The organism is Bradyrhizobium sp. CCBAU 11434, from assembly GCF_028128895.1.
Taxonomy (GTDB): domain Bacteria; phylum Pseudomonadota; class Alphaproteobacteria; order Rhizobiales; family Xanthobacteraceae; genus Bradyrhizobium; species Bradyrhizobium zhengyangense.
Map to the genome: position 1 here is coordinate 53,201 of NZ_LBJX01000088.1, position 22,118 is coordinate 75,318.

General features: G+C 62.8%; 21 protein-coding genes and 1 tRNA gene. 8 read left to right on the plus strand and 14 right to left on the minus strand.

What is annotated here, in order from left to right; translation table 11 throughout:
• Window positions 1-2: 2 nt before the first annotated feature.
• The 6 genes from XI06_RS20695 to XI06_RS20720 form a co-directional block, all read right to left on the minus strand.
• Window positions 3-623 (minus strand): FliH/SctL family protein, encoded by a 621-nt coding sequence (locus tag XI06_RS20695; RefSeq protein ID WP_237862831.1) that lies wholly within the window; start codon window positions 621-623, stop codon window positions 3-5.
• Complete coding sequence (fliG, locus tag XI06_RS20700; protein WP_237862829.1) at window positions 623-1,717, minus strand: flagellar motor switch protein FliG; 1,095 nt, start codon at window positions 1,715-1,717, stop codon at window positions 623-625. Before fliG ends, XI06_RS20695 begins: the two co-directional genes overlap by 1 nt.
• A gap of 14 nt (window positions 1,718-1,731) precedes the next feature.
• Window positions 1,732-3,345 carry a flagellar basal-body MS-ring/collar protein FliF gene (gene fliF, locus XI06_RS20705; RefSeq protein ID WP_237862828.1) on the minus strand — a complete coding sequence of 538 codons (1,614 nt, stop codon included), beginning with the start codon at window positions 3,343-3,345 and terminating at the stop codon, window positions 1,732-1,734.
• 192 nt (window positions 3,346-3,537) lie between these two features.
• Complete coding sequence (sciP, locus tag XI06_RS20710; RefSeq protein ID WP_002714638.1) at window positions 3,538-3,813, minus strand: CtrA inhibitor SciP; 276 nt, start codon at window positions 3,811-3,813, stop codon at window positions 3,538-3,540.
• A gap of 377 nt (window positions 3,814-4,190) precedes the next feature.
• On the minus strand, window positions 4,191-4,910 hold the full coding sequence (locus tag XI06_RS20715; protein WP_237872520.1) for a flagellar hook assembly protein FlgD: 720 nt from the start codon (window positions 4,908-4,910) through the stop codon (window positions 4,191-4,193).
• Between the two features lie 13 nt (window positions 4,911-4,923).
• Entirely contained in the window at window positions 4,924-6,564 is a 1,641-nt protein-coding gene (locus XI06_RS20720; RefSeq protein ID WP_237862825.1) for a flagellar hook-length control protein FliK, read from the minus strand.
• A gap of 362 nt (window positions 6,565-6,926) precedes the next feature.
• Here XI06_RS20720 and mnmA point away from each other — a divergent pair, with 362 nt between their 5' ends.
• The 4 genes from mnmA to XI06_RS20740 all read left to right on the plus strand — a co-directional run bounded on the left by mnmA (window position 6,927) and on the right by XI06_RS20740 (window position 9,564).
• Window positions 6,927-8,108: a tRNA 2-thiouridine(34) synthase MnmA gene (gene mnmA / locus XI06_RS20725; RefSeq protein WP_237862824.1), complete on the plus strand. Its 1,182-nt coding sequence runs from the start codon at window positions 6,927-6,929 to the stop codon at window positions 8,106-8,108.
• A gap of 20 nt (window positions 8,109-8,128) precedes the next feature.
• Entirely contained in the window at window positions 8,129-8,767 is a 639-nt protein-coding gene (locus XI06_RS20730) for a class I SAM-dependent methyltransferase (protein ID WP_237872515.1), read from the plus strand.
• Window positions 8,768-8,895: 128 nt separating this feature from the next.
• Window positions 8,896-9,258: a hypothetical protein gene (locus XI06_RS20735; protein ID WP_271606361.1), complete on the plus strand. Its 363-nt coding sequence runs from the start codon at window positions 8,896-8,898 to the stop codon at window positions 9,256-9,258.
• 229 nt (window positions 9,259-9,487) lie between these two features.
• Window positions 9,488-9,564: transfer RNA gene (locus tag XI06_RS20740), tRNA-Met, on the plus strand.
• 782 nt (window positions 9,565-10,346) lie between these two features.
• Here XI06_RS20740 and XI06_RS20745 read toward each other — a convergent pair.
• The 3 genes from XI06_RS20745 to XI06_RS20755 form a co-directional block, all read right to left on the minus strand.
• On the minus strand, window positions 10,347-10,691 hold the full coding sequence (locus XI06_RS20745; protein WP_271606313.1) for a hypothetical protein: 345 nt from the start codon (window positions 10,689-10,691) through the stop codon (window positions 10,347-10,349).
• Between the two features lie 75 nt (window positions 10,692-10,766).
• Window positions 10,767-11,696 (minus strand): hypothetical protein, encoded by a 930-nt coding sequence (locus XI06_RS20750; protein ID WP_271606314.1) that lies wholly within the window; start codon window positions 11,694-11,696, stop codon window positions 10,767-10,769.
• A 283-nt stretch (window positions 11,697-11,979) separates the two neighbouring features.
• Window positions 11,980-12,180, minus strand: a complete 201-nt coding sequence (locus XI06_RS20755; protein ID WP_271606315.1) for a hypothetical protein — start codon at window positions 12,178-12,180, stop codon at window positions 11,980-11,982.
• Between the two features lie 60 nt (window positions 12,181-12,240).
• On the opposite strand from XI06_RS20755, the gene XI06_RS20760 reads away from it, so the two are divergent.
• Together XI06_RS20760 and XI06_RS20765 are read left to right on the plus strand one after the other, a co-directional pair.
• Complete coding sequence (locus tag XI06_RS20760; protein ID WP_271606316.1) at window positions 12,241-13,191, plus strand: helix-turn-helix domain-containing protein; 951 nt, start codon at window positions 12,241-12,243, stop codon at window positions 13,189-13,191.
• A 258-nt stretch (window positions 13,192-13,449) separates the two neighbouring features.
• Entirely contained in the window at window positions 13,450-16,470 is a 3,021-nt protein-coding gene (locus tag XI06_RS20765; RefSeq protein WP_271606317.1) for a recombinase family protein, read from the plus strand.
• A 100-nt stretch (window positions 16,471-16,570) separates the two neighbouring features.
• On the opposite strand, the gene XI06_RS20770 is transcribed toward XI06_RS20765, so the two are convergent.
• The 5 genes from XI06_RS20770 to XI06_RS20790 all read right to left on the minus strand — a co-directional run bounded on the left by XI06_RS20770 (window position 16,571) and on the right by XI06_RS20790 (window position 20,993).
• Entirely contained in the window at window positions 16,571-16,729 is a 159-nt protein-coding gene (locus XI06_RS20770; RefSeq protein ID WP_271606318.1) for a hypothetical protein, read from the minus strand.
• A gap of 204 nt (window positions 16,730-16,933) precedes the next feature.
• Window positions 16,934-18,820, minus strand: a complete 1,887-nt coding sequence (locus XI06_RS20775) for an AAA family ATPase (protein ID WP_271606319.1) — start codon at window positions 18,818-18,820, stop codon at window positions 16,934-16,936.
• A gap of 183 nt (window positions 18,821-19,003) precedes the next feature.
• Window positions 19,004-19,591 carry a hypothetical protein gene (locus tag XI06_RS20780; RefSeq protein ID WP_271606320.1) on the minus strand — a complete coding sequence of 196 codons (588 nt, stop codon included), beginning with the start codon at window positions 19,589-19,591 and terminating at the stop codon, window positions 19,004-19,006.
• 264 nt (window positions 19,592-19,855) lie between these two features.
• The gene (locus XI06_RS20785; RefSeq protein WP_271606321.1) at window positions 19,856-20,050 is read right to left on the minus strand and encodes a hypothetical protein; all 195 of its coding nucleotides are present in this window, start codon (window positions 20,048-20,050) and stop codon (window positions 19,856-19,858) included.
• A 94-nt stretch (window positions 20,051-20,144) separates the two neighbouring features.
• Window positions 20,145-20,993, minus strand: coding sequence for a DUF2130 domain-containing protein (locus XI06_RS20790; RefSeq protein WP_271606322.1), 849 nt, complete (start codon window positions 20,991-20,993; stop codon window positions 20,145-20,147).
• A gap of 3 nt (window positions 20,994-20,996) precedes the next feature.
• Between XI06_RS20790 and XI06_RS20795 the strand changes: the two genes are divergently transcribed.
• Together XI06_RS20795 and XI06_RS20800 are read left to right on the plus strand one after the other, a co-directional pair.
• A complete protein-coding gene (locus XI06_RS20795; protein ID WP_271606323.1) occupies window positions 20,997-21,233 on the plus strand; it encodes a hypothetical protein in 237 nt (78 codons plus the stop codon).
• A 430-nt stretch (window positions 21,234-21,663) separates the two neighbouring features.
• Window positions 21,664-21,978: a hypothetical protein gene (locus XI06_RS20800; protein WP_271606324.1), complete on the plus strand. Its 315-nt coding sequence runs from the start codon at window positions 21,664-21,666 to the stop codon at window positions 21,976-21,978.
• The last annotated feature ends 140 nt before the right edge of the window (window positions 21,979-22,118 follow it).

Consider the following 22,118-nt stretch of genomic DNA (forward strand, 5'->3'; position numbering starts at 1 on the left):
GCTTAGTTCCCCTTGCGGGACGCGATATAGCGTCCGACCATGTCGTCGATCTTGGCCGCGATTGCGCTGCGTTCCAGCACGACGCCGCCATCGGCCCATTCGATCCGGCAGTCGCCGGTGGCAATTTCGGGCTCGGCCAGGATCACCAGCCGGCCTTCGAAGCCGCTCTGCTTGGCGAGCCGCTCCATCTTCTCGCGAGCGACGTCGTAGAGCGCGTCGTTGATGCGGACCACGAGATGCGGAGTCGCGACCAGGTGCGAGAAGCAGTCCTTCACCAGCGCCATGATCTCGCCAAGCGGCTCGGCGGCAACCAGGTCGGCGCACAGCTTTCGCGCCACCGCGACCGCGACGTCGACCGCCTCGGTCTCCATCTTGCTCTCGATGTTGCCGATGCCTGCGGCAATGCCACGGACCGCAATGTTGATCTCTTCCATGGCGAGGGCGACGCGGCGGTCGCTTTCCGCCTTGGCCTCGCGCTGGCCCGCCGCAAAACCGTCCTGATAGGCGCGCGCTTCGGCTTCCGCGACCTTTTGCGCGATCTCTGCCGCGGTTGCGGCCTTTTCGCGCGTCCGGTCGGGCGCGGCGAAATCGGTATCGAACAGGAATTTGGCCGGGGCGCCCATCAGTATACCAGCTCGTCGTCAGCGCGGTTCTTGGTCAGCATGATCTCGCCCTTGGCGGCGAGGTCCTTGGCGAGGTTGACCAACAGCGCCTGGGCCTCGTCGACGTCGCGCAGGCGGACCGGTCCCATTGCCGCCATGTCGTCCTGCAGCATCTTGGCGGCGCGCGAGGACATGTTGCCGAAGAAGAAGTTGCGGACGTCCTCGTTGGCGCTCTTCAGCGCCACGCCGAGCTTGTCCTTGTCAACGTTGCGCATCAACGTCTGGGCCGAACCGGAATCGAGCTTCACGAGGTCGTCGAAGGTGAACATCAGCGCCTTGATGCGCTCGGCGGATTCGCGGTTGTCCTCTTCGAGCGAGGTGATGAAGCGGGTTTCGGTCTGGCGATCGAAATTGTTGAAGATTTCCGCCATCACCTCGTGGGCGTCGCGGCGGCGGGTCTGCGACAGGTTCGACATGAACTCGGTGCGCAGCGTCTTCTCCACGCTCTCGATCACCTCCTTTTGCACCGCTTCCATCTTCAGCATGCGGTTGACGACGTCGAGCGCGAGGTCTTCGGGGAAGATGCCGAGCACGCGCGCGGCATGCTCCGGCTTCAGCTTCGACAGCACCACCGCGATGGTCTGCGGGTATTCGTTCTTGAGGTAGTTGGCGAGAACCTCTTCCTGTACGTTGGAGAGCTTCTCCCACATGTTGCGCCCCGCAGGGCCGCGGATCTCGTCCATGATGCCGTTGACGCGCTCGGGCGCAAGATATTGCTGCAGCAGTCGCTCGGTGGCGTCGAAATTGCCCATCAGCGCGCCGGAGGCCGACATGCGCGAGACGAATTCGAGCAGCATGTCCTCGACCGTGTCGACCTCGACGGTGCCGAGCGTCGACATTTCCAGCGAGAGCTGGCGTACCTCGTCATCGTCGAGCAGCGACCAGATCTTGCCGCCATATTGCTCGCCGAGCGCCAGCATCAGGATCGCGGCGCGCTTCGGCCCTGCCACGACCTCGGTCTTGCCGCTGCTCGCCCGGCTGCCCGCGCGCTGGCCAAGCGTGGAGATCACGCTGGTGATGTCGTTCGAGTTGGCGTTTTGCAGATTGCCGGCCATGTCAGTTCACTCGATCATTTCGCGGGTTCGGTCAGCCATTGACGGATGATGGCGACGGTTTCGTTGGGGTTGCGCTCGGCGAGCTCGCCGACGCGATGAACGGACTGGGCATGGACCTGGCCCTGGACGGTGGCGACGTCGATCGCGCTCGCGGTGCCGCTCGGTATCAGCGCCTGGCCGCCGGCCGGTGCAGCCTCTTCGGAAGCTGCGGGGCCCGCCAGGACGCCGCTGATGGCGGCCGCGACCTCGTCGGAGGCGAGGATGCGCTTCACCAGCGGACGGATCACCATGAACATCACGACCAGGCCGAGCATCATCATCACGCCGAGCTCGACGAAGTACATGATGTCGTCCTTGGTGAACTGCAGCATGCCGAGGAAGCCAGACGGTTCGGCGATCGGGGTGGTGGAGGGGGCGTCGGCAAAGCGCAGATTGACGACCTCGACCTGGTCGCCCCGCTTCTGATCGAAGCCGATCGCCGAGCGAACCAGGGTGGCGATGCGGTCGAGCTGCTCCTTGGTGCGGTCCGTGTAGGCGAGTTCGCCCTTGTCGTTCTTGGTGTAGATGCCATCGACCAGCACCGCGACCGAGATGCGATTGACTCTTCCGGCCTCGGTCACCTCGGTCTTGGTGGTGCGGGAGATCTCGTAATTGTTGGTTTCTTCGCTCTTCTTGCTTTGGTCCTTCGCTGCCACGCCGCTGTTCTGCTGCTGGCCGGGGAGCTCGTTGTTGACCGTGACCTGGCCGTTGTTGTCGGCGGTCATGCTCTGCTCTTCGCGGGTCTGGGTCGAGCGCAGCACGCGGCCTTCGGGATCGAACTTGTCCGAGGTCTGGGTGATCTTGTTGAAGTCGAAATCCGCGGAGAGCTGGACGCGGGCGCGGCCGGAGCCGACCACGGAGGAGACGATGTCCTCGACCTGCTTGCGCAGCCGCTTTTCGAAGGCGACGCGCCGGTCGTCGCCTGCAGCCTGCTCCGGATCGGTCTGGGCACCGTCGGCGAGCAGCTGGCCGGCCTCATCCACGATGGAGACCCGCTGCGGCTTCAGGCCGTTGACGGCAGAGGCGACGAGGTGGCGGATGGCGCGGATCTGCTGGGCTTCGAGCGAGCCTCGGACCCGCACCACGATCGAGGCCGACGGCTCCGGCGCCTCGCGCGCGAACAGCGGGCGCTCGGGTAGCACCAGATGGACGCGGGCGGCCTGGATCCGGTCGATGGCGCGGATGGTGCGGGCGAGCTCGCCCTCCAATGCTCGCAGATGGTTGATGTTCTGGACGAAAGACGTGGTGCCGAGCGCATCCGACTTGTCGAACACCTCGTAGCCGACGCCGCCGCCCTTGGGCAGGCCGCCCTCGGCGAGCTTCATGCGCAGGCGAGTGACCTTGTCCTTCGGCACCATGATGATGGTGCCCTCATTGCGCAGCTCGAACTGGATGCCCTGGCGTTCCAGGTCTTTGATAATGCTGGAAGAATCTTCGACGCTGAGGTCGGTGAACAGCGTCGTCATCTGCGGCGTGGTGACGCGCATGATGACGAAGGCAAAGAAGCCGACGAGCGCGGCGGTGACCGCGATCATCGCCCCGAACCGGGCGGCGCCAATACCCTTTAAGAAGTCCGCAAGACCTTGCAAGCAACCGCCCCGACAGATTCGGCTGCTTTCACTGGAAAGGCCGACTGGGCAATTATTGCCTAGGTGATGGTTTCGATATGGTTAACGAAGGTTAAGAGCTCGGACAAAAGTCGCGCCAAACGCAAATATGAAAAAAATCGACCTCGCGGGGCGAGGCCGATTTTCGTCAAAAGCAGCAGATTTCCGGATCGCTTACTGGCGATATTGCTGGATGCGGGTGGTGCGAAGACCCGCCAGACCGTGCTGGTCGATGGAAAACTGCCAGGAGAGGAATTCGTCGACCGTCAGGGTATAACGGCTGCAGGCCTCCTCGAGCGAGAGAAGTCCGCCACGAACCGCGGCTACGACTTCGGCCTTGCGTCGGATGACCCAGCGTTTGGTGCCGGGTGCGGGCAGATCTGCAATCGTCAGCGGACTGCCGTCCGGCCCGATGACGTATTTTACCCTCGGGCGATGGGGTTCTGTCATGGCGTACTCACAAACTCTCAACCACTGAACTCACGCCGTAACCCTACGCGTGCCGGCTTAAAAATCCGCTAAGCCTAAGGCTTCAATACAATTCTCGTTGAATCCGGCTGGAACGAAGCCGGCCCGGCGGGCTGAGAACGCGCTTTCAGCCGGCTGAGCGGGGTCTTCGTAAATACTTTACTAACGAACGGGGCCTGCGTTGACGTCGCAAGGGCCTCAATTGTCGTCCTGACGAGAGTCAGGACCCATGACCCCAAGGAGTAGTTTGACGAAGACGTGGGGTTACATCCTCGCCTTGAAACGATCTTCGGTGGCTATGGGTCCTGGCTTTCGCCAGGACGACACCAAGTTTGTAGAAGCACTATTCAGCCTCTGCCTCAGCTGCCGCTGCTGCTGCTGGCCGCCACCACGCTCTTCACCTGGCTCAGCGTGTAGCTGTTGCCGTCGATCGAGAGCAGCGGTGGCGATTGGGTCAGGTCGACGGAACTCACCGTGCCCTGCACCTGCGCGGCGACGCCGACAGAATTGCCCGAGGCGTCCTTGCCGGTCGCCGTGATGGTGTACTTGCCGTCAGGCCATTGTGTGCCGTCGTTGCCCTGGCCGTTCCAGGTGAAGGGAATGTCGCTGCCTTGGCCGGCGGTATATTGGCCGGTGAAGACGGTCTGGCCGGTGGAATTGGCGATGGAGATATTGACCGTGGCGCTGGAGGGCACGTTGAGGTGCCAGGTCACCGAGGACTGCGACATCGTCGCGGTGGTGCCGTCGACCACCGCGGTCTTGCCGACGAAATCCAGCGCCTGCGTCGCCTGCGTGGTCTGTTGCAAGGTGACGAGCTGCGACAGCGAGTCGTTGGTCTTCAGTTGTTGCTCGACGCCGGCGAACTGCACCAGCTGCTGGGTGAACTGGTTGGTGTCGAGCGGATCGAGCGGATTCTGGTTCTGCAGCTGCGTGGTCAGCAGCGTCAGGAAGGTCTGGAAGTTGCCGGCGAGCGTTGCGCCCGTGGACGAGCTCAGGCTCGAGCTCGACGAGGACGATGACGAGGTCGGCGTCGTACCGGAGACGACTGACGGTGCGGTGGCGGCATTCGTGGTGGTCATTGCCTGATACTCCTCACACTCTGATATCGACGCCGCTGCTCGATCCGAGCATGCGGCCATAGCTGCGGCCGACGGGGGCGCTCGCGGCCTGATCGTCTTCGCTGATGATCAGCCGGCGCGAATTGCTGCCATTGTCGTTGTTCTGGCCGGCGTTCTGGCCCGACGAGTTCTGGTCGCGCAGGCTGAAGGAGAGCCCGTTGCTGCCGGTCTTGAGGCCGGCATCGTCGAGCGCCCGCTGCAATTGCGGCGCGTCCTGCCGCAGCATCTGCAGCGTCTCCGGCTTCTCGACGGTGAGATGCGAAGTGACCTGGCCGTTGCGGTCGACATTGATGCGGACGTCGATACGGCCGAGATCGACAGGATCGAGGCTGATGTCGAAGCGAGTCTTTCCGGCGCGCGCGGCAGCGGCGATCTCGACCGGGATGCCGGCGATCGGCACGGCGTTCGGATTGGCCGCGGTCGCGGTGAGTGTCGCGGTGGAAGCGGTGGCCATCGATGTCGTCGTGGTCAGCGGCGTCTGCACGGCGTTCGCTGCCTGCGTGCTGACGTCGGTGGTCGCAGCGGCAACCGCTTGCGTATCGGCATGCGCATGTGTGGTGGGCGCGGCCGGCACGGCGTCAGCGGTGCGATTGGCCGCATCGGCCTTCGCGTCGGTCGCGGCCGCGTCAGTCTGCGGCTTTGAGCCTTGCGGATGCGCGGCGGCGTTGGTCGCCGCGATCGTCGCGGTTGCGGGATTTTGGGCCGTGGTCGCGGCCTGTGCGGTGTTGCCGGCGTCCTGGCCGATATTGGAGACGTCGGTCTGGCCTTGCGCAGTCGCGACCGCCTTGAACGAGGTCTTCGGCGTGCCCTGGTCGACCGCGGTGACCTGCGCGGCCTTCGCCGTGACATCGGTTGCGGTGCCGTCGGTGTTCGCAACCGCCACCTCGGTGAGTGCGGCCTTCGCATCGGTGGTCTTGCCATCGCCGGTCTTGGCGATCTTGCCGGACGCGTCCGTCTTGGTGCCGGCGATCTGCGCCGTGGTCGAGGCGCTGGCGGCGATGCCGGCAGCTGCAATCGTCAGCGGCGAAGAAACAGCGTTGGCGGCCTGGTTCGCCGCGGCATTCGGGTCGACCGGCACCGCGGGCGCGGCAACCGGAACGGCGGTCGGATCGGGCGTTGCGGCCGGCGTCGCGGTCTGCGCGGCGGCCGAGGCGTCCACCGCGGCGGCGAGGCCGTCGGTGCTGTCGGTCTTGGTGTCCTTGGTGCCGTCCTTGGTGTCGCCCGACTTATCGCCCGACTTGGCGGTGGAAGCGTCGGCCTTGTCCTTGGCCTTGCCATCGGCCTTGGCCGGAGCGGCCGACGTGTCGCTGGCGGCCGTCGTTGCCTGGGAATTCGTGTCGTCGCTCGCCTTGCTCTGCGAGGATTGGTCGGTCGAGGAGCTGTTGCTCCGGTCCGACGAGGAGGACGACGACGACGTGGACGACGCGTCGCTGTGCCGCGGCGCGTTGTCCTGGCTGGAGGATTGGGCGCTGTTGCTGATGGCCTGGGTGTTGCTGTCGACCAGGTCGCCGAAGGAGGAACTCGGCGCCTGGTCCTTGGTCTGCGGCCGGGCAGGCTTCTGCTGCACGCTGGAGACCTGCGCACTTGCCGCTACGTCTGATGTACTACCGACCACAGGCGACCCCTTGAAAACATCTTCGGGTCAGGAGATCAGCAAGGAGCGGGCCAATCCCTCGCGCTGAAAAATTATATAGTAGAATCAATTATTTACTCAATTATCCCGGCCGCCACCACCCCGCCTCTGGCCCCGTCATTTCTGCCGCCCCGGCAAGAATTGCCTGAAAGCGCGGGGCCGGCATGATTGCTTCACCGGAAGGCCGCCTATATTAAAGGGTGCTCTCAGCCGCTTTCGACCGGGCCAGCCAGTGCCCCCGAGGGAACCAAGGGGTTCCCGGGGACCGCTGCCGTCCCGGTCCAAGCGATCGGGAAGCGCAACAGGAATCGCGGGAAACGCCGCCGTCACGTCAGCTTAAGCCCATGCTCAACAGTCTGGATCTCGAAGGCCGTCCTGAGGATACCAGGGTCGTCGTTGCCATGTCGGGCGGCGTCGACTCCTCGACGACGGCTGCGCTGCTCAAGGCCGAGGGTTACGACGTCGTCGGCATCACGCTCCAGCTCTACGATCATGGTGCGGCCACCCACCGCAAGGGCGCCTGCTGCGCCGGCCAGGACATCCACGACGCGCGCGACGTCGCGGCCAAGCTCGGCATTCCCCATTACGTGCTCGACTACGAGGACCGCTTTCGCGAGTCCGTCATCGACAACTTTGCCGACTCTTACGCGCTCGGCGAGACGCCGGTGCCGTGCATCGAGTGCAACCGATCAGTCAAATTCCGCGACCTCCTCAAGACAGCGCGCGAGCTCGGCGCCCAGGCGCTCGCCACCGGCCATTACGTCGCCTCGCGCCGCCGCGAGGACGGCTCGCGCGCGCTGGTCTGCGCTGCTGATGCCGATCGCGACCAGAGTTATTTCCTGTTCGCGACCACGCAGGAGCAGCTCGACTTCCTGCGCTTCCCGCTCGGCGACATGACCAAGCCCGAGACGCGCGAGCTCGCGCGCCGCTTTGGTCTGTCCGTCGCCGACAAGCACGACAGCCAGGACATCTGCTTCGTGCCGACGGGCCGCTACACCGACATCATCACGCGCCTGCGTCCGAACGCGATGGACCCTGGTGACATCGTCGATCTCGACGGCCGCGTGCTCGGCCAGCATCACGGCATCGCCAATTTCACCATCGGCCAGCGCCGCGGCCTCGGGATCGCGGCCGCCGCGCCGTTTTACGTGGTGCGGCTCGATGCCGCCAATCGCCGCGTCGTCGTCGGCCCGCGTGAGGCTCTGAAGATGCATCGCATCACCTTGCGCGACGTCAACTGGATCGGCGGCGGCGATATCGACAGCGCCATCGGAGCCGGCCTCGAGCTGTTCGTCCGCGTGCGATCCACTCGCGCGCCGCAGCCGGCGTGGCTGCGCGGTGCAAACGGTCATTACGAGGTCGAGCTCGTCGCCGGCGAAGAGGGCGTCTCGCCGGGACAAGCCTGCGTGTTCTACGACGCAGCCAGCGGGCAGGCGCGCGTGCTCGGCGGCGGCTTCATCCAGAGCGCTGCCGCAAAGGTCGCTACGAGCACGGCGAGGCCGCTCGTCGAGGCGGTCCGCGGCTAAAAAATTCCGGGGCAGGGGGCATGGCAGCAGACATCTCGCGGGCCGGGGTCGAGAAGGCCTATGGCCGCTGGGCGCCGGTCTATGATCTCGTATTCGGCAAGGTGTTCGATGCCGGAAGGCAGTCGACCATCGCGGAGGCCGACCGCATCGGCGGCCGCATCCTCGACGTCGGCGTCGGCACCGGTCTTTCGCTGTCGGATTATTCGCGCACCACGAAGATCTGCGGCGTCGACATCTCCGAGCCGATGCTGCGCAAGGCGCAACAACGCGTGCGGAGCATGCGCCTCTCCAATGTCGAAGTGCTCTCGGTGATGGACGCGAAGAACCTTGCGTTTCCCGACGCCTCCTTCGACGCCGTGGTGGCGCAATATGTCATCACCGCCGTGCCCGATCCCGAAGGCACGCTCGACGAATTCGTGCGCGTGCTCAAGCCCGGCGGCGAGCTGATCCTGGTCAACCACATCGGCGCGGAAAAGGGCCTGCGCAAGCTCTCCGAGCTCGCCTTCGCGCCGCTCGCCCGTCGCCTCGGGTGGCGCCCGGAATTCCCGTGGGCCCGCCTGGTGAACTGGGCCGCCAAGCACGGCGGCGTCACCCTGGCAGAGCGCCGCCCCATGCCGCCGATGGGGCACTTCTCGCTGATCCGCTACCACAAATCGTAATGTCGAGCATGATCCGGAAAAGTGTGAAGCGGTTTTCCGATCAGATCATGCTCAAAACGAAGACGAAAGCGCGATCACATCGCGCTTTTGGGTGGGAACAGCGCGCGGGCTCCGCGCGTTTCCCTCCCATGCGCACGACAGCAAACATCATCCTGGCAAGCCTCGTGATCGCAGCCTTTGGGCCTGCGATCGCGCAGGCCCCGCCCGCCCCGGCGACGCCGCCGCAAACGACCGCGCCGCCATCCCCGCAACACGTCGCCGACTGCGCCCCGCAGGACCGCCCGAACCGCGCCACCGCGCCGGACGGCACCACCACCGGCCAGTCTCGGGAACCGCTCGGCGACAAGCTCGCAAAATCCGACGGCGTGCTCTGCCCACCCGCCGGCGTGGACCCCGAAATGCACGCTCCGGCGCCGAGCACCGACGGCAGCATGCCCGTCGTCCCGCCCCCCGGCAGCCCCGGCGGCGACCAGACGGTCCGGCCGAAATAGGGGATTTCTTCCTTCGCCTCTCCCCGCCCGCGGGGAGAGGCCGGAATCCGCGCAAGGCGCGGATTCCGGGTGAGGGGGACTCTCCACGAGTCCGGTGGCCAAAGGTCGGATTCCGCTGCCAAATCAGCCAAGTCACATCTCAAGCGACCTTGGCTTGACTTCCCACCGCCCCCCTCATTATATGCCGCGCGTTCGCGAGATCGGCCGTTTCGGCCTCCGCGATCCCTGTGGCGGGGTAGCTCAGCTGGTTAGAGCACGGGAATCATAATCCTGGGGTCGGGGGTTCGAGTCCCTCCCCCGCTACCAACAATATCAGCAACTTACATCGACAAGCTGACTCCGGCACTTTTAAGTACCACGCTTGGTACCACGTTTCTGCTCGTTCCCTTATGAACCTAAGCGCAAGCCATCTACCTACCGCAGGTCTCAAAGTCCTGACAGGAACGGCCGGTCGCCTCAGGAAGCCAATGCCTCAGCCGTAGCAGCACGCGGGGGCTTTCTCGGCGGGCCGCTCATAGCCTTCGACCTCATCTTCGGCCTCTCAAGGCTGAAACAGGGGTTCGATTCCCCTGGGGAGCGCCAGCAATAACAACGCCTTAGCCGATCGGCGCCGCGCTCGTTGAATACACGTCGAATATACGCCAGCGACCGATCACGCACGTTGATGGCCGACAGTGCACACTCGCGAACTATCGAGGTGGATTTTCAAATTGCACCGCGATGGCCGGCTCAAAGATGTTCGATCCCGCCACGCTGGCGCAGCGAGAGTTCGCGAAGCGGCTGAAGGTGACCACGGCTGACGCTCTGCCGCCTGGCTGGGTTGCCGGACGCATCCCAAGACCGCCTCTTCCTATCGATGAATGCGTGAACCAGCTCCCCCGGAAGCGCCGCCCTCGCGCTCCCGTAGCGCTGCGGGCTGTCCACCCGCTTGGCGCCTGCCCCTAGCCGAAAAGTCGCGTTGGCTAGTAGGAGGCGTCCGAGAATGGGCCGCGGGTTCTGGTCCCGCGAGCTACTCCTTTTTGGACGTTCCGTGCTTCCCGGAGCGGAGGTACACCAGCATCAATGGACATTCTGCGCGTCGGCCGGCCCTAGTCGGCCGACGCCTCGTCCGTCTCGCGCAGCTTGCGGTACGCCGCCTTCAGCCTGCGGCGCGACGCCTGCCTATCCTTGAGGCGCGCCTCGATCCGGCCGGCATCGCTCACGTCGACCGCCGCCATGATTTCGTTGAACACGCAGTTTCTCACCGACGTCTTGAACGTCGACGGTGTGGCGGCCACCGCGCTCGGGTACATCAACTCAATGTGCGTGGCGACGGCTTCCCCGACGTCCTTGGCGATCAGCCTGACCAGTTCGCGGCTCCAGCCGATTTCTGCGATCGGTTCGAGCGCGTCCGAGGTCGGCTCGGGCGCCTTTGCCAAGATGTTCTTCGTCATGAGTTTGAAGCCTTGCTTTCGTGCTGCGCCCGAAGGCTAACTGTCGCCGTGTTTACGTCCTTGCGGCCGGCGGTCTCATGCGGCACCTACCAGCGGGCTCCACGCTCCCCGCTCGGATTCCCAGCGGTGTGTCGGGACCCATCCTTCGAACCGCTGGGTCTGCACATCGATCTCAGCTTGAAGCTTCTCGATCGCATGGCGATGGCCGCGGACATGGCTGGTTTTCAGGGCATCAAAACTCGCCACAAGAAAGTCAACGTCGCCGCGAGCTTTGGCTTCCTCGAAGGTGACCCGCGTGACTGGCACTTTCCGCGTGGGCCGGCGGCCGTCGCTGCCAAGCGGCATCGTCCGGTCCGCCACCGAGACAAGGACCGGGGATCGCTCGGCATCGACGTCCTCGAGGATACGAAGGCTCGCAGCTACGTCGGCACGAAGCTCTTCGATCAGGCGGCCTAACCGTGAGCGGTTGGCTTCGAACGGCGCACACATGGCGCCTTCGCACGAAGAAGTCTGTCCTCCTCCCCACGGACGGCGGTAACCATGATGCGCAATCGAACCAGTCGCGGCAAATATCAACCGCCCGCAGACTTGGCATGTCATGGCCCCGCGCTTGGGTGCTGCGATGGTGCCGCTCGCGGCGCCGTCCGAACGCTTCACGATGAGCGGCTTCGCGCTCTGCAGAAGCTCGTGTAGAGGCAGAAGATCGGCAAGGAAGCCGGCGCGGCCCCCCGCGCACGCCCGAACCGCCTCCTTGTGAGCAGCGGGCAGGTGGTAGGCTCCGAGCACGAGGACGTCGAACTGCATAGACTGCCCGTGACGCCTGCTGAACTCCTGGACGGCATCTGAAACGGCGTGGTTGATGGCCTCTTTCGATTTCACGAAAGACGCGTTCGGAACGCGGCCGGCCGCAATCTCCGTTTCGAGGCAGTCGACTGCATCCGCTGACCGCGCAGCGCGATGCTCGGGAAAGTGCGCGTTGATGGTCTTGAGGTTCAGCTTCGTCACGCGTGTGCCCAATCGAGATTGAACAAGTCCGGCATACGAGGCGCGGGCCGATTTCAATATCGGATCCTAAAGCCCGGCGAGCAACGAAAAACCAGCCGAAACGGCTACGCGGATGTGGAGAGCGGAATCTCCGTTTCATGGCATCAGGTTACGAGACCAATGATGGCAACGTGGACGTGGTACGAGCCGCTCGTCCCGCGTCGAGATGACTAGACGTTCATCCTGGAACTCTCGCATACTCGTCAACGGCGACAGTCAGGCCACTAGACCAATGATCGTGCCGTCAGAAACAACTCATCCTCGCCATCGGGATCAGAACCAACGAGGTGAACCAATCCTTGCCGATCGTTGGGACTGGATTTGCGTGCACGTTGGTCGGAAGATCCATTTTCTTGTACAGCTGGGGCGCGGCTGAGGCGTCCATTCCCGCCGCCGGGCAGCCGCTCAACGCCGGGCAAAAAGTCACGCTGTCTTCGTCTGGCAAGCTGATTGTTCCCCCGAGGCGTAAAGAGTAAGTTGCGATCTCAACAGCGCAGGTGCTTGTTTGCCGGCCAACTATGATGTTCCCGCGGTCCACGTGGCTCTTCAGGCTGCCCGTAAGGCGGCCGGATTTGAGACCGCCGCTGGAGCCGCAGCCCATTTTGGATGGGCAGTCGGCCGCTATCGTTCTCACGAAAGCGGAGCCCGAAAAATTCCGGATGCAGACGCCAGGATTTATGCCGCTTCCTTCGGAGTCGCGAAGTCTACCATCTTAAATCCCGATTGGGCGACGGTCGATCGACAGTTGGACGAGGCACGCCGGATTACGACCTCACCGCGATTAGCCATCGCAAGGCGGCTAAAGTGCGCTCGAATCCTTCGCGGGTTTTCGAGCGCGATCGCCGCGTCAAAGTCGCTCGGGATCCGCACGCCCACGTACCTGAAACACGAAAACGGAAGCAACGGCATCGGGGAAGGGCTTCTCGAATCCTACGCACACGACTTCCGCGTTTCATACGATTGGCTGCTGCTTGGCAAATTGCCCTCTGGCCTCGGCAAGGAAATCGACAGAAACATCCATAAAATCATTGACGATCCTATGCAGTACTTAGGCGCCGCGGCAGCGCAGTTGGCAGCCACGTATCATGGGCCGCCAACCCACCTAGAAACGGGTAGGCGAAAGGGGACGATCCCCGTGCCGGAGTATCTCTGGTCCTCCTTGATAGAAGGTCGAGGAGATCTGACCAAACTCAAACCGAAATCGACTATTCAATTCCCACGTGTTGCCGACTGGGAAGACGAATTTTTCTCTGTCTTGGTCGATGTAGCAGATCCGAAGTACGCGAAATACAGACGCGTCTTCGTCACCAAATCCTTCTCTGATGTTGGGGAGGACACGGACTATCTCGTGAGCTCCGGCAAGAAACTCGAAATCGTAAAAATCCCGAACCGAGCCGCGGCGCGGTTACCGAACGTCGTGGGACGGCTTATCGGCACCATTGCAAAATTCGGATAGGCGATGCCAATCTCGCAAGGTATTGTTTTTTTGAGCATATTATCGTCACGCAACTCACACGATTGCACATAAATCCTCGCCGTATTTTCAACATGCTGTCGACCTTCAGCATGGAATCTCAGGCCCCACCATTCGTGATCGCGCGCACGAGGCGGACCCCTATTCAACCTGCTGAAAAGCCTTGAGGTTAGCCAGGCATTGACATTCAGATGAATACGTCTAATTAAACAGGTCTGTTTTACACGTGGAACCTGTTGCTTGAAGCGCACGATGCACGCCAGCTCCCGGACGGTGTCAGAGCCGGGTCCTCAGTCCAGCACGCGCTTGCCCAAGTTTGGGAAGGAGCAGCGAAAGCTACTAGCTGAAGCAAACGAGGCAGGCGGTATTTGGCAAAAGTTGCCGGAAACAAAACTTACCATCATCTACGCCCGCTTCTCGACTCTCGAACAGAAGTTGCGGAGCATCGAACGCCAGAAGGATAGGTGCTGCGGATACATCAAAAAACATAAGCTCCCCGACCATAATATTCAGATCCTCGCCGATAAGGGATACAGCGGTAGGCGCCTAAGGGATCGACCGGACGCCATGACCATGATGGAATTGGTCATGAAGAAGAAGGTCAGCGATATCGTCATCGAGGCTTTCGACCGACTGTCCCGTCATACGTGGGACGCAACCCGAATCGGAGAAACCTTGGAGGCGTTTGGCGTCCGCCTTCATATTTGGAATTTAGATCGTGCCGTCAGTCGCCAGGAATTTGTCGACGAGGCGAAGCGAGCCGAAGCTGACCAGAGCCGTCGCTGGGAATCCATGAGCGACGGCGTCTACAATCTCGTCCGCGAAGGAGGCATTCCGGGAAAAAAGCCGTTCGCGTTCAAAAAGGGAACGCGACCCGGATTCCCTGTCATCTGTGAACAGAAAGCTCCGGCGGTCGAAAGGCTGTTCGAGCTCGCAAAAACAAATACCGATCGCGAAACGGCCAATCAACTCGAGCTCGAAGGATTCATCTCTCCCAACGGCAGCACGCAATGGACAGCAGCGCAAGTCGCCGCGATCCGTTCGAACTTGATCTACATCGGAGTTATCAATTATCGGGTGACCGATCAGGAATCGAAGCGGGTAGTCGACGAGGAAGCGCCTTTGATACCCGGCGACTTCAGTGTGAGGACGAAAGACGTTAGAGGACGAACCAAACGTCAGGCGTCCGAATGGATCGTCGGATACAATTCGGATTACGCAATCATAGAAGAGGAAGATTTCCTTGCGGTGGCCATGGCGCGAAGCCAGAACCGTCGTGGCACCGTCAGGGTCCGCACAGCGCCCATTCCAGATCCTTTCCGGAATCCGGTTTGCGACTGTCCGGGTCGACCGGACAATCAGTCTTTTATCTTTTGCTGGCACAACGATGCCACGCCGTCTTATCAGTGTTCGCTAGGGATCAGCCGCGGGGCTTGCTTGTGCCGAATTGGTCAAAGCGCAATCCCGATCGAAGACGTCCAACGTGTCGTGGTGTCGAGCATCCGGAAGCATGCGCTTTCGCTCTGCAAAGACGACGACTTCAAAGCCGACTTTCTGGAGCGTGTAGACGCACGCGCGGCTCGAGACAATCTCAATCGAAACCGCTTGCAAGCCGAGCACGACGAGTTAGACCATCAGATCAACCGAACCCTCAGAGACGCAATAAAGAGCGGCTTTGATCCGGATCGCGTGCGCGCCAAGGTAGAGTCGCTGGAGGACGATCTCAAGCGAAAGAAAATCGAGATTGCTAGGTTGCCGGTTATTTCCGTTAATGCGGTCGCCATCGACAACAATCTCACGTCGATCGCGGCAGCCTACGAAATCGTCGAAAAACAGCTTCCGTTCCGACCTCAAGGCGACGATCATGCTGCGGTCACGACGATCATTAGCGCTCTGGTCCCTAAGGTCGTTATCCGGCGCGAGACCGTGCTGGCCGGCCGAGCAGAGATCGAGGTTTTTCTCGACGTGGATGGCTATGTCTCCGGCGCGCATCAGACGACCGAACAGGATTGGGTCATCGACCGAACAGAGGTTCGCGGAACGCAAGCGTTTCGCGCCAACGCCAAATCAGCAGCCGCGCTCGAAGCTCTCGCAGCATCGGCCGAATACGCGTTGACCGATGCTCAATGGGAGCTACTGAAAGACCATCTTCCGGACATGAACGTCCGTTACAATAGGGTCTCCGCGATGATGCCGACGAGGCGTGTCGCAGATGCTGCTATCTTCAAGTTCCGGACGGGGATCGAGCATGAGCGCTTGCCAACCATCTTTGGCGATCCCCTTGAGCTAGAAGCACTTATCGTTCGCTTCGTAAGGGTCGGTGCGATGGCCGAGATGGTTCGGATCCTGAGCGCGGCCGATTCCAAATGGCCGGCGGGACTCGATCTGGACAAATTTCGACCGAGTGGGAAATTGAATGGCCAATCCTGCTTGTTCGGCAACGGCCAAATGATTGCTGCGAAGCTGGCACAAGACGGCACGGCTAATGTCACGACGCCTCAATTTGAGGCCGTCAGGGACCTGATTACACCCGAGCTTTTCCGGCCGCGCTACTTTCGAGAGACGATAGACCCGCGCACATTGGTCAATGGAGTGTTGATCAAGCTTAGGTCCGGAGCGGCTTGGCACAAAATGCCGCCTCCCTGGCAAAAGGGGAGCGATTTCAGGCGCGAAGCGAAGATTTTGGGAGCAAGCGGCGTTTGGGACCAGATGGTCGCCAGGTGGCGTAAGGCGTTCCCCGAAATGTTGATCGGCCTTCCTGTCGAAGATCTCAACGCTTGGGGCGCTTCCGTCAATCGAGACAGACAGAAAACATTAGAGGCGGTGAGGCGGGGTGCCCAAAACACCAAAGGTATTTTTGCCAAAGCTGCGGAAGGCCTCTCGGCGTGCCAAAAATCTCTCGATATTCGACTGAAGGGAACGCGAGTACGAGCCCCCGACCACAAAGTTCTCATGCCTGATCTGTGCGCGGGTTTCCGTGGTAGCGCCGTCGGCGCTACGATGATTGCCCCCATCATTGTCGCTCAGCGAACATTTTACGAACGATTTTCACTAAGCACCACGCAAGTGCAACGGTTTCGCTGCGTGCGTGGACTGAGACATATCCTGTTGGTCTGCACGGATCGCCGCCTGGTGGCGCACTGGGAGAAGCGCGATGGAAAGTGGACGGCGAGACGACTTGTCGACGACGGAGTGATCGCCTTTCCTGATCTCGATATCAACTTATCCTTGGCCGAGGTCTATGCAAACGCTTCGATGTGAGTGTGAGGGAAGTCTCCCATAGGCCGAGGGACCTCGAAAGCAGTGTCACGTCTGCCTAATTTCATCATTGGTACGCTAATCTTCGCCGGGGTGCAGTTGTCTATTCGCGCTGTGCGTCGATCGCAGCGTGAAACGCTTCCTGCCAGGCACGTCTGCGCTGATCGACGAAGCGGTCCGCCATCATCCAGGCCAGTGCACGAACAAGAGCGCGCCTTTTCAGTTCCTTCGGCCGGTCTTTCGCATTGATCGTTTTCATCATGCCTCCGGTATAGCTTTGCGTCGGTAATCCAGAGTTTTGTTAGACTTTTTGCGTCAGCCGATTAAAGGCCTTAGCTACAATCACGGTCTGGATCTCGATCCTTTGCGCAAGAAATGATTGGTCTTCCTTCATCGCTGTTTCTACGAGGCTCAAAACACTCGACCGACGACGCCCGGGAGCAGTTAATCTTCACGAGGATCACGTTCAGACATCTCCTTCGATCTGATGTTTTTCGAGGACTGCTGCAATCGCTGCGTTGTCGAGATAGCCCGCGGCTTCGAGCTCTACGGCCAAGGCGCGGATTGCGCCTGCGTTGGCGGCGACGAGCTTCTTCGCGCGCCCGAAGCAACGATCCAGACGATCGCGAACGAGCCGCGCGATCCTGGGATCGTGCATCATCGCCGTGGCTGACCGATCGGAGAAGCGCATCAGCCCCATCTCGCCCATGCCGTAGGCCAGCTCGATGTTTAGCGCGGCGTCCGTGGCGAGCGACAGATCGCTCCGCCGGCGTTCGTCGTCGACGCCCGCGCCGGCGGTCGCCATTTTCTCGCCGAGGAGCACGACCTCGGCCGCCCTGCCGCCGAGAGCCGCGACGATCGAGTTTTCGATCTCGGCGAGCGTCTGCGGCGCGTACCCCGTTTCGACGCTCGCCATGCCGCCCTCGTCCGTGATCGACAGATTCCGGGGCTCGAACATCCGCAGCGCCACGCCGACGACGAGGTGGCCGCTCTCGTGAACCGCGCAGTTACGGCGCAGCCACCGCGGCAAGGGCGGCCTTACGGCCTTTATCTCGTCGGTGACGTCGACCAGACATACCGCGCGGCCCGCACGTCTGGCGGTCGCGCGCGCGCGCTTGACCCAGGCCTGGACGTCGGCGCCGGTCCGTCCGACTGCGAGCGAGGCCGCCGAGGTCAATTCGGCTTGCGTCAGAACATCGCGGCCAAGATAGGATTCGAAGATTTGCACGAGGCTGCGGAAATCGGGCAGGGCGAGCTCGACCGCGGTATCCAGACGTCCCGCGCGCCGGATCGCGGGGTCGAGATGATCCCGGTCGTTGCAGGCGAAGATCACGGCGACAGGATGCACCCTCAATTCCGTCAAGGATTCGAGGACCAACGCAATCACCTGGCTGTAGAAGGGTCCGTAATCGGCGTTGACCAATCGGGCGCGGTCGCCGAGACCCGACGCCTCGTCGACGAAGAGCAGGCTCGGCGCGCACTTCTTCGCGCGGGCGATACAATCTTTGATTGCGTTCAATGTGCCGCTCAGGTAGGGATGGCTGAACCATTCCGCGACCGAGGTCTGCACGATGGCGATGCCCGCCGAGGCCGCGACGGCCTGACAGAACGTGGTTTTGCCCGTGCCGGGCGGGCCCGACAGGAGTAGCGAAGTACTCCCCATCAACTGCCACCAGTCGACCCGCCCCGTGGACCTCAGCTGCCGGAGATCGGTGACGAAATTCCGCGCCCAGATCATCGCACCGCCGAAGCCATGCAGCGTCTCCAGGCGCGGCACCTCACGGGTCAACGCGTTCTTGTCGGCTACCAACCTTCGCAACCGTTCGACGCTGGCCGTCGCGGTCGTTCCGGGGCGGATCGCGAGGGGCAGATCGCCGAGCTCGATCTGTCCGGCGATCGCCTCTTCGATGTTTGCGGTCTGCCCCGTGACCGCTTCGATGACGAACGCGAGCGCCGAGGCGTCCGCGTGCGGCAACGTGAGCTCGAAATCGCAAATGCGGATCAAATCGCGCGGCAGGTGGCTCCGCGGCTCGGGCGCTATTCCGATGAGGGTCGCGCCGCCGTGCACCAAGTCGGCCACCCTCTCATTGCCGCTGTCGGGGCTGTGACCTTTCTTGCGACCGTTGCGGCCGAACAAGACAACGCCGCCGGAAATATCGGCGAGGAAATCCCCCTCGGCCCGGATCTTAGTGGGGGGATCGAAGACGCAGGTTTCCAGCACCTCCAACGCCGGCGCTACCAGCTGCGGGTCGCGCGTGCCGACCACGATGACCGACCTACCGCCACGCAGCGCTGCTGCCAGTCCCGAGGTGTTTTCGATCGCGCGCGCGAACAGCAGCGCGGCGAGCGCCACGTCCGGCCGCACGGCGGCGGGCCGGGACGGATTTGCTGGATCATCGACGGCCGACGCAGTCAGATCGAGCGAGAACCCGTCGTCGGAATGCGGAGACCCGCCCCGCTTCGCCGACAGCCGCTCGAGATAGCGCCGCGCGAGGAGATCCGCGGGCCTCGTCGTCGTGGTCATGACGAGCACTCCTTATCGGCGGATCCGGACCATCGTGGCGGCGCCGAGCGGCGCGGCGTCGAGGTCGATCTCAATGAGATTGTCGCAGATCAGCCGGTAGACCGATGCCTCGACGTCGACGGACGACGCGACCTCGTTCTCCAGTTCTGCGATGGTCAGAGGACCGTGTTCGGTCAGCGCGTCGAGGAGGCGCGACCGAATGCGGTGGGGCACGGGAAAGTCTCGGCGCGCCCAAACGGCCCTTGCGTTTCCGCGGCGCGGTTCGCGGCGCACAGTGTCGGCGGCGACCTCGATGCGTCGGATACCATCGCGTTCGAGTCCGGCCTCGAGAATCCGGGTCTCGAGCGCGCCGCGCGATCGATGCTCGCCCGTGAGATCGAGGAGGAATCGGCCGCCCGGCTTGTCGACGACGAGGGAGCGCGCATCGACGACCTGACCGCCATGGACGACCCGGTGGCGGTACTCGACGGCGTGGACGCTCGGATCGAGGACGGCTTGGATGGCGAGGTCCCGCGCGAGCGGCCCGTGCGCGGGGAGGGCGCCTTTAGCCTTGGGAGAAACGACGACGTTTGGCCGCGGGTGGCGGCGGATCGTGAACATGAAGACCAGGAGCCCTTCGAAGATTGAACGTGGAGCTTGCGGAGGGAGCGCCGGCGGCGTTGTCCGTTTCGTCGTTGGTCATTCGAATCTCCTCTGCTTTTGAGGTAGTGGTTCGGCTACGACAGGAGGCGGGCCGACCGATTTCATTGCGTAGATCGCCCCGCGGGCGCGGCCAGGGGGCCCGGCTCGCGAGGGCTCCGCCGACGTCTCCGCCCGTTTGCGCCGCCCGAGTGCGGTCGTCGCAGGCGAGCACTTCGTCGGCGGTCAGTAATCCCGCCGCGGCGCGTGGAAGCTGCGCGTCAACGTAACGCGCTGGCGGGGACGGTGATCGCCGAGCGCCGTCCCGAACCACCCGAAGCACTTGAGCCCGTGGAGGCGGGGACCGCGGAAGCTCGGCTGCGCGCCGACCCGGGTGTTGTTGCCGCTCTGGAACTGGTCGCGATCGAACTTGCCGGCCATGTCGCCTGCATCCTTTCTGATTGTCCCGTCGCCATCTTCATACCAAACCGCTGCCTCCGAGTCAATATCTAGATATCTAGATGCCTAGATTTATTCAGGTGATGGTCGAGCCATCGCTTTCGCTGTCGGTCGGCCGGACCGCCTCGTCCTCCGCTTCGAGCAGCAACGGCGCCAGGCCCGCACCCGCGATCGCCTGCAGGTCCCCGACCATGCCGACCGTGAGCTCGACGCAGGTCCCGATCAACGTCTCGCGCTTGGCGAATTGCCGGAGCAGGAACTTGCGTTCACGCTCGAGGTCGGCGCGCATGTCGTCGAACTTTTCCACCAAAGCCTCCACGGTACGGCGGAAGGCAGGGCTCGTGAGATGCCGATAGAGCTGCTCGGCCTTCGAGGCCTCGCCGGCGCGGACCGACCGAGCGCGATTCACCTCCAGCAACCCGTGGCGCAGCGCAATGCCGACCGGGATGGCGCAGCGCGGTGAGACGACCCAGACGCCGTCGATCTGATCGAAATGCTCGATACGCTCGGGCAGGGCCTGCGAGACGATGACGGCGACGTCCGCGCCGCAGCGGCGCTGGTCGTCGCGCAGTTTTCCAAGCCAGGCGGCGTTCCAGGCCTTGGTCCGCTTGAGCTCCCAAACCACGCGTCCCGCGGCTTCGCCGACGGCGCCGTTGACCTGCTGGACGATGTCGGCCCCTGGCTGGCCGTTGTGGATCGGCTCGACGATGTCGGCGGGGAATTTGGCCTTGAGCTCCTGCTCAAGCTCGATCTCCAGCGCCTGGCCTTGCCGACGCTGGCTACCCTGTTCGGCCTGGCGCCGCAGTTCGTCGATCGTGCGCCGCATTGAGGCGATGGTGCCGTCGCGCTCGACGATTAGTAGGCGGGCGGCTTCTTCCGCATCTCGGCGAGCGTGCGCACGGATGGCATCGAGAGATGTCCTCACCCTTTGTTCGACGGTCAGCTCAAGTTGGGCTCGTTCGGCGTCGAGCTCGCGCTGCATCCTAAGCGTCGCTGCCTGGGCGCGATGGGCCTCGGCGAGGCGGGCGTCGCTCCTCCGTACGTGATCACGGAGGTCTTCGAGTTCCTGTTCGCGCTGGGCGAGCTCGCTCGCGACCGTTTCGTGCGCCTTGCCGGCCTCCTCCGCGGCGATCCTCGCACGTTCCGCTGCCAGTCGTCGGATTAGCTCGCTTTCGAGGTCCCGCCGAGCCTCAGCCGTCTTGGCGGCTTCGCTTCGGGCGTTATCGCGTTCGCGCGCGAGCTGACTGTCAAGTTCTTCCAACCTTGTGGCGAAATCCGCCTTCAGGCGCTCTACGATGGGAGCAGCGAGCGAGTCCGTTAGTCTCATCTCGTGGCTGCATTTCGGGCAACGGATCATCGGCCCGGCGGAAGTTGCAACTGACGGAAGCGGTTTGAAGTTCATGGGCTCGTCGATCTCCCTGAGCGACCAAGCGGGCGCTCTCGGCTGCCGAGTGGGGCGGGGCGTCTATCAGAGCGGACCCACTAAGTCAATTAAAACGTCTAGATGTTCAAACATCAAGAATTCTCGGGATTTCGATGTTCTCACCTGTCGCGTTCGCACGCTTACTGGTATCCGAAGCGAAAGGAGACCGATTATGAGCCCTAAGAAATCCGAGAAGGACGCCGAGAACCCGCAGGGCGATGCCGAAGAGAAGCGCAAAGCCACGACGATCTACTTGTTTCCCGACATCCTGTCGGCATTCAAGAAACGCGTGATCGACGAACCCGAGCCGGGTTACGTGATCGTCGAGGAAGCCATCAAGTTTTACCTCCAGCTCAACCCCGACATCGTAAAGGCATTGTGGAAGCTCGGGGAGGACAGGAAGCAGGCCGGGAAGCGCAAGAAGGCGCTGTACCAAGCCGCCGAGCAGGCGCTCGCCGGAGAACTGAAAAAGCTCGGGCTTCTCTGAAGTGACCTTCGAGCCTGCGCGTCACAGGCGCTGACCTCTTTCCGGAAGGGGCCTCGTCGGAGGAAACACACCCGAAGTCGGCGCAGCGGGGAACTCGTGGAAAAACACAGCCCGGTGATTTCGAATCCGTGGGCTGCGGT

What these genes read in the sequence shown, in the direction of transcription:
- XI06_RS20695 (WP_237862831.1), bottom strand. Translation starts at nt 623, where the DNA reads ATGGGCGCCCCGGCCAAATTCCTGTTCGATACCGATTTCGCCGCGCCC.
- fliG (WP_237862829.1), bottom strand. Translation starts at nt 1,717, where the DNA reads ATGGCCGGCAATCTGCAAAACGCCAACTCGAACGACATCACCAGCGTG.
- sciP (WP_002714638.1), bottom strand. Translation starts at nt 3,813, where the DNA reads ATGACAGAACCCCATCGCCCGAGGGTAAAATACGTCATCGGGCCGGAC.
- XI06_RS20715 (WP_237872520.1), bottom strand. Translation starts at nt 4,910, where the DNA reads ATGACCACCACGAATGCCGCCACCGCACCGTCAGTCGTCTCCGGTACG.
- mnmA (WP_237862824.1), top strand. Translation starts at nt 6,927, where the DNA reads ATGCTCAACAGTCTGGATCTCGAAGGCCGTCCTGAGGATACCAGGGTC.
- XI06_RS20730 (WP_237872515.1), top strand. Translation starts at nt 8,129, where the DNA reads ATGGCAGCAGACATCTCGCGGGCCGGGGTCGAGAAGGCCTATGGCCGC.
- XI06_RS20735 (WP_271606361.1), top strand. Translation starts at nt 8,896, where the DNA reads ATGCGCACGACAGCAAACATCATCCTGGCAAGCCTCGTGATCGCAGCC.
- XI06_RS20745 (WP_271606313.1), bottom strand. Translation starts at nt 10,691, where the DNA reads ATGACGAAGAACATCTTGGCAAAGGCGCCCGAGCCGACCTCGGACGCG.
- XI06_RS20770 (WP_271606318.1), bottom strand. Translation starts at nt 16,729, where the DNA reads ATGATGAAAACGATCAATGCGAAAGACCGGCCGAAGGAACTGAAAAGG.
- XI06_RS20780 (WP_271606320.1), bottom strand. Translation starts at nt 19,591, where the DNA reads ATGTTCACGATCCGCCGCCACCCGCGGCCAAACGTCGTCGTTTCTCCC.
- XI06_RS20785 (WP_271606321.1), bottom strand. Translation starts at nt 20,050, where the DNA reads ATGGCCGGCAAGTTCGATCGCGACCAGTTCCAGAGCGGCAACAACACC.
- XI06_RS20800 (WP_271606324.1), top strand. Translation starts at nt 21,664, where the DNA reads ATGAGCCCTAAGAAATCCGAGAAGGACGCCGAGAACCCGCAGGGCGAT.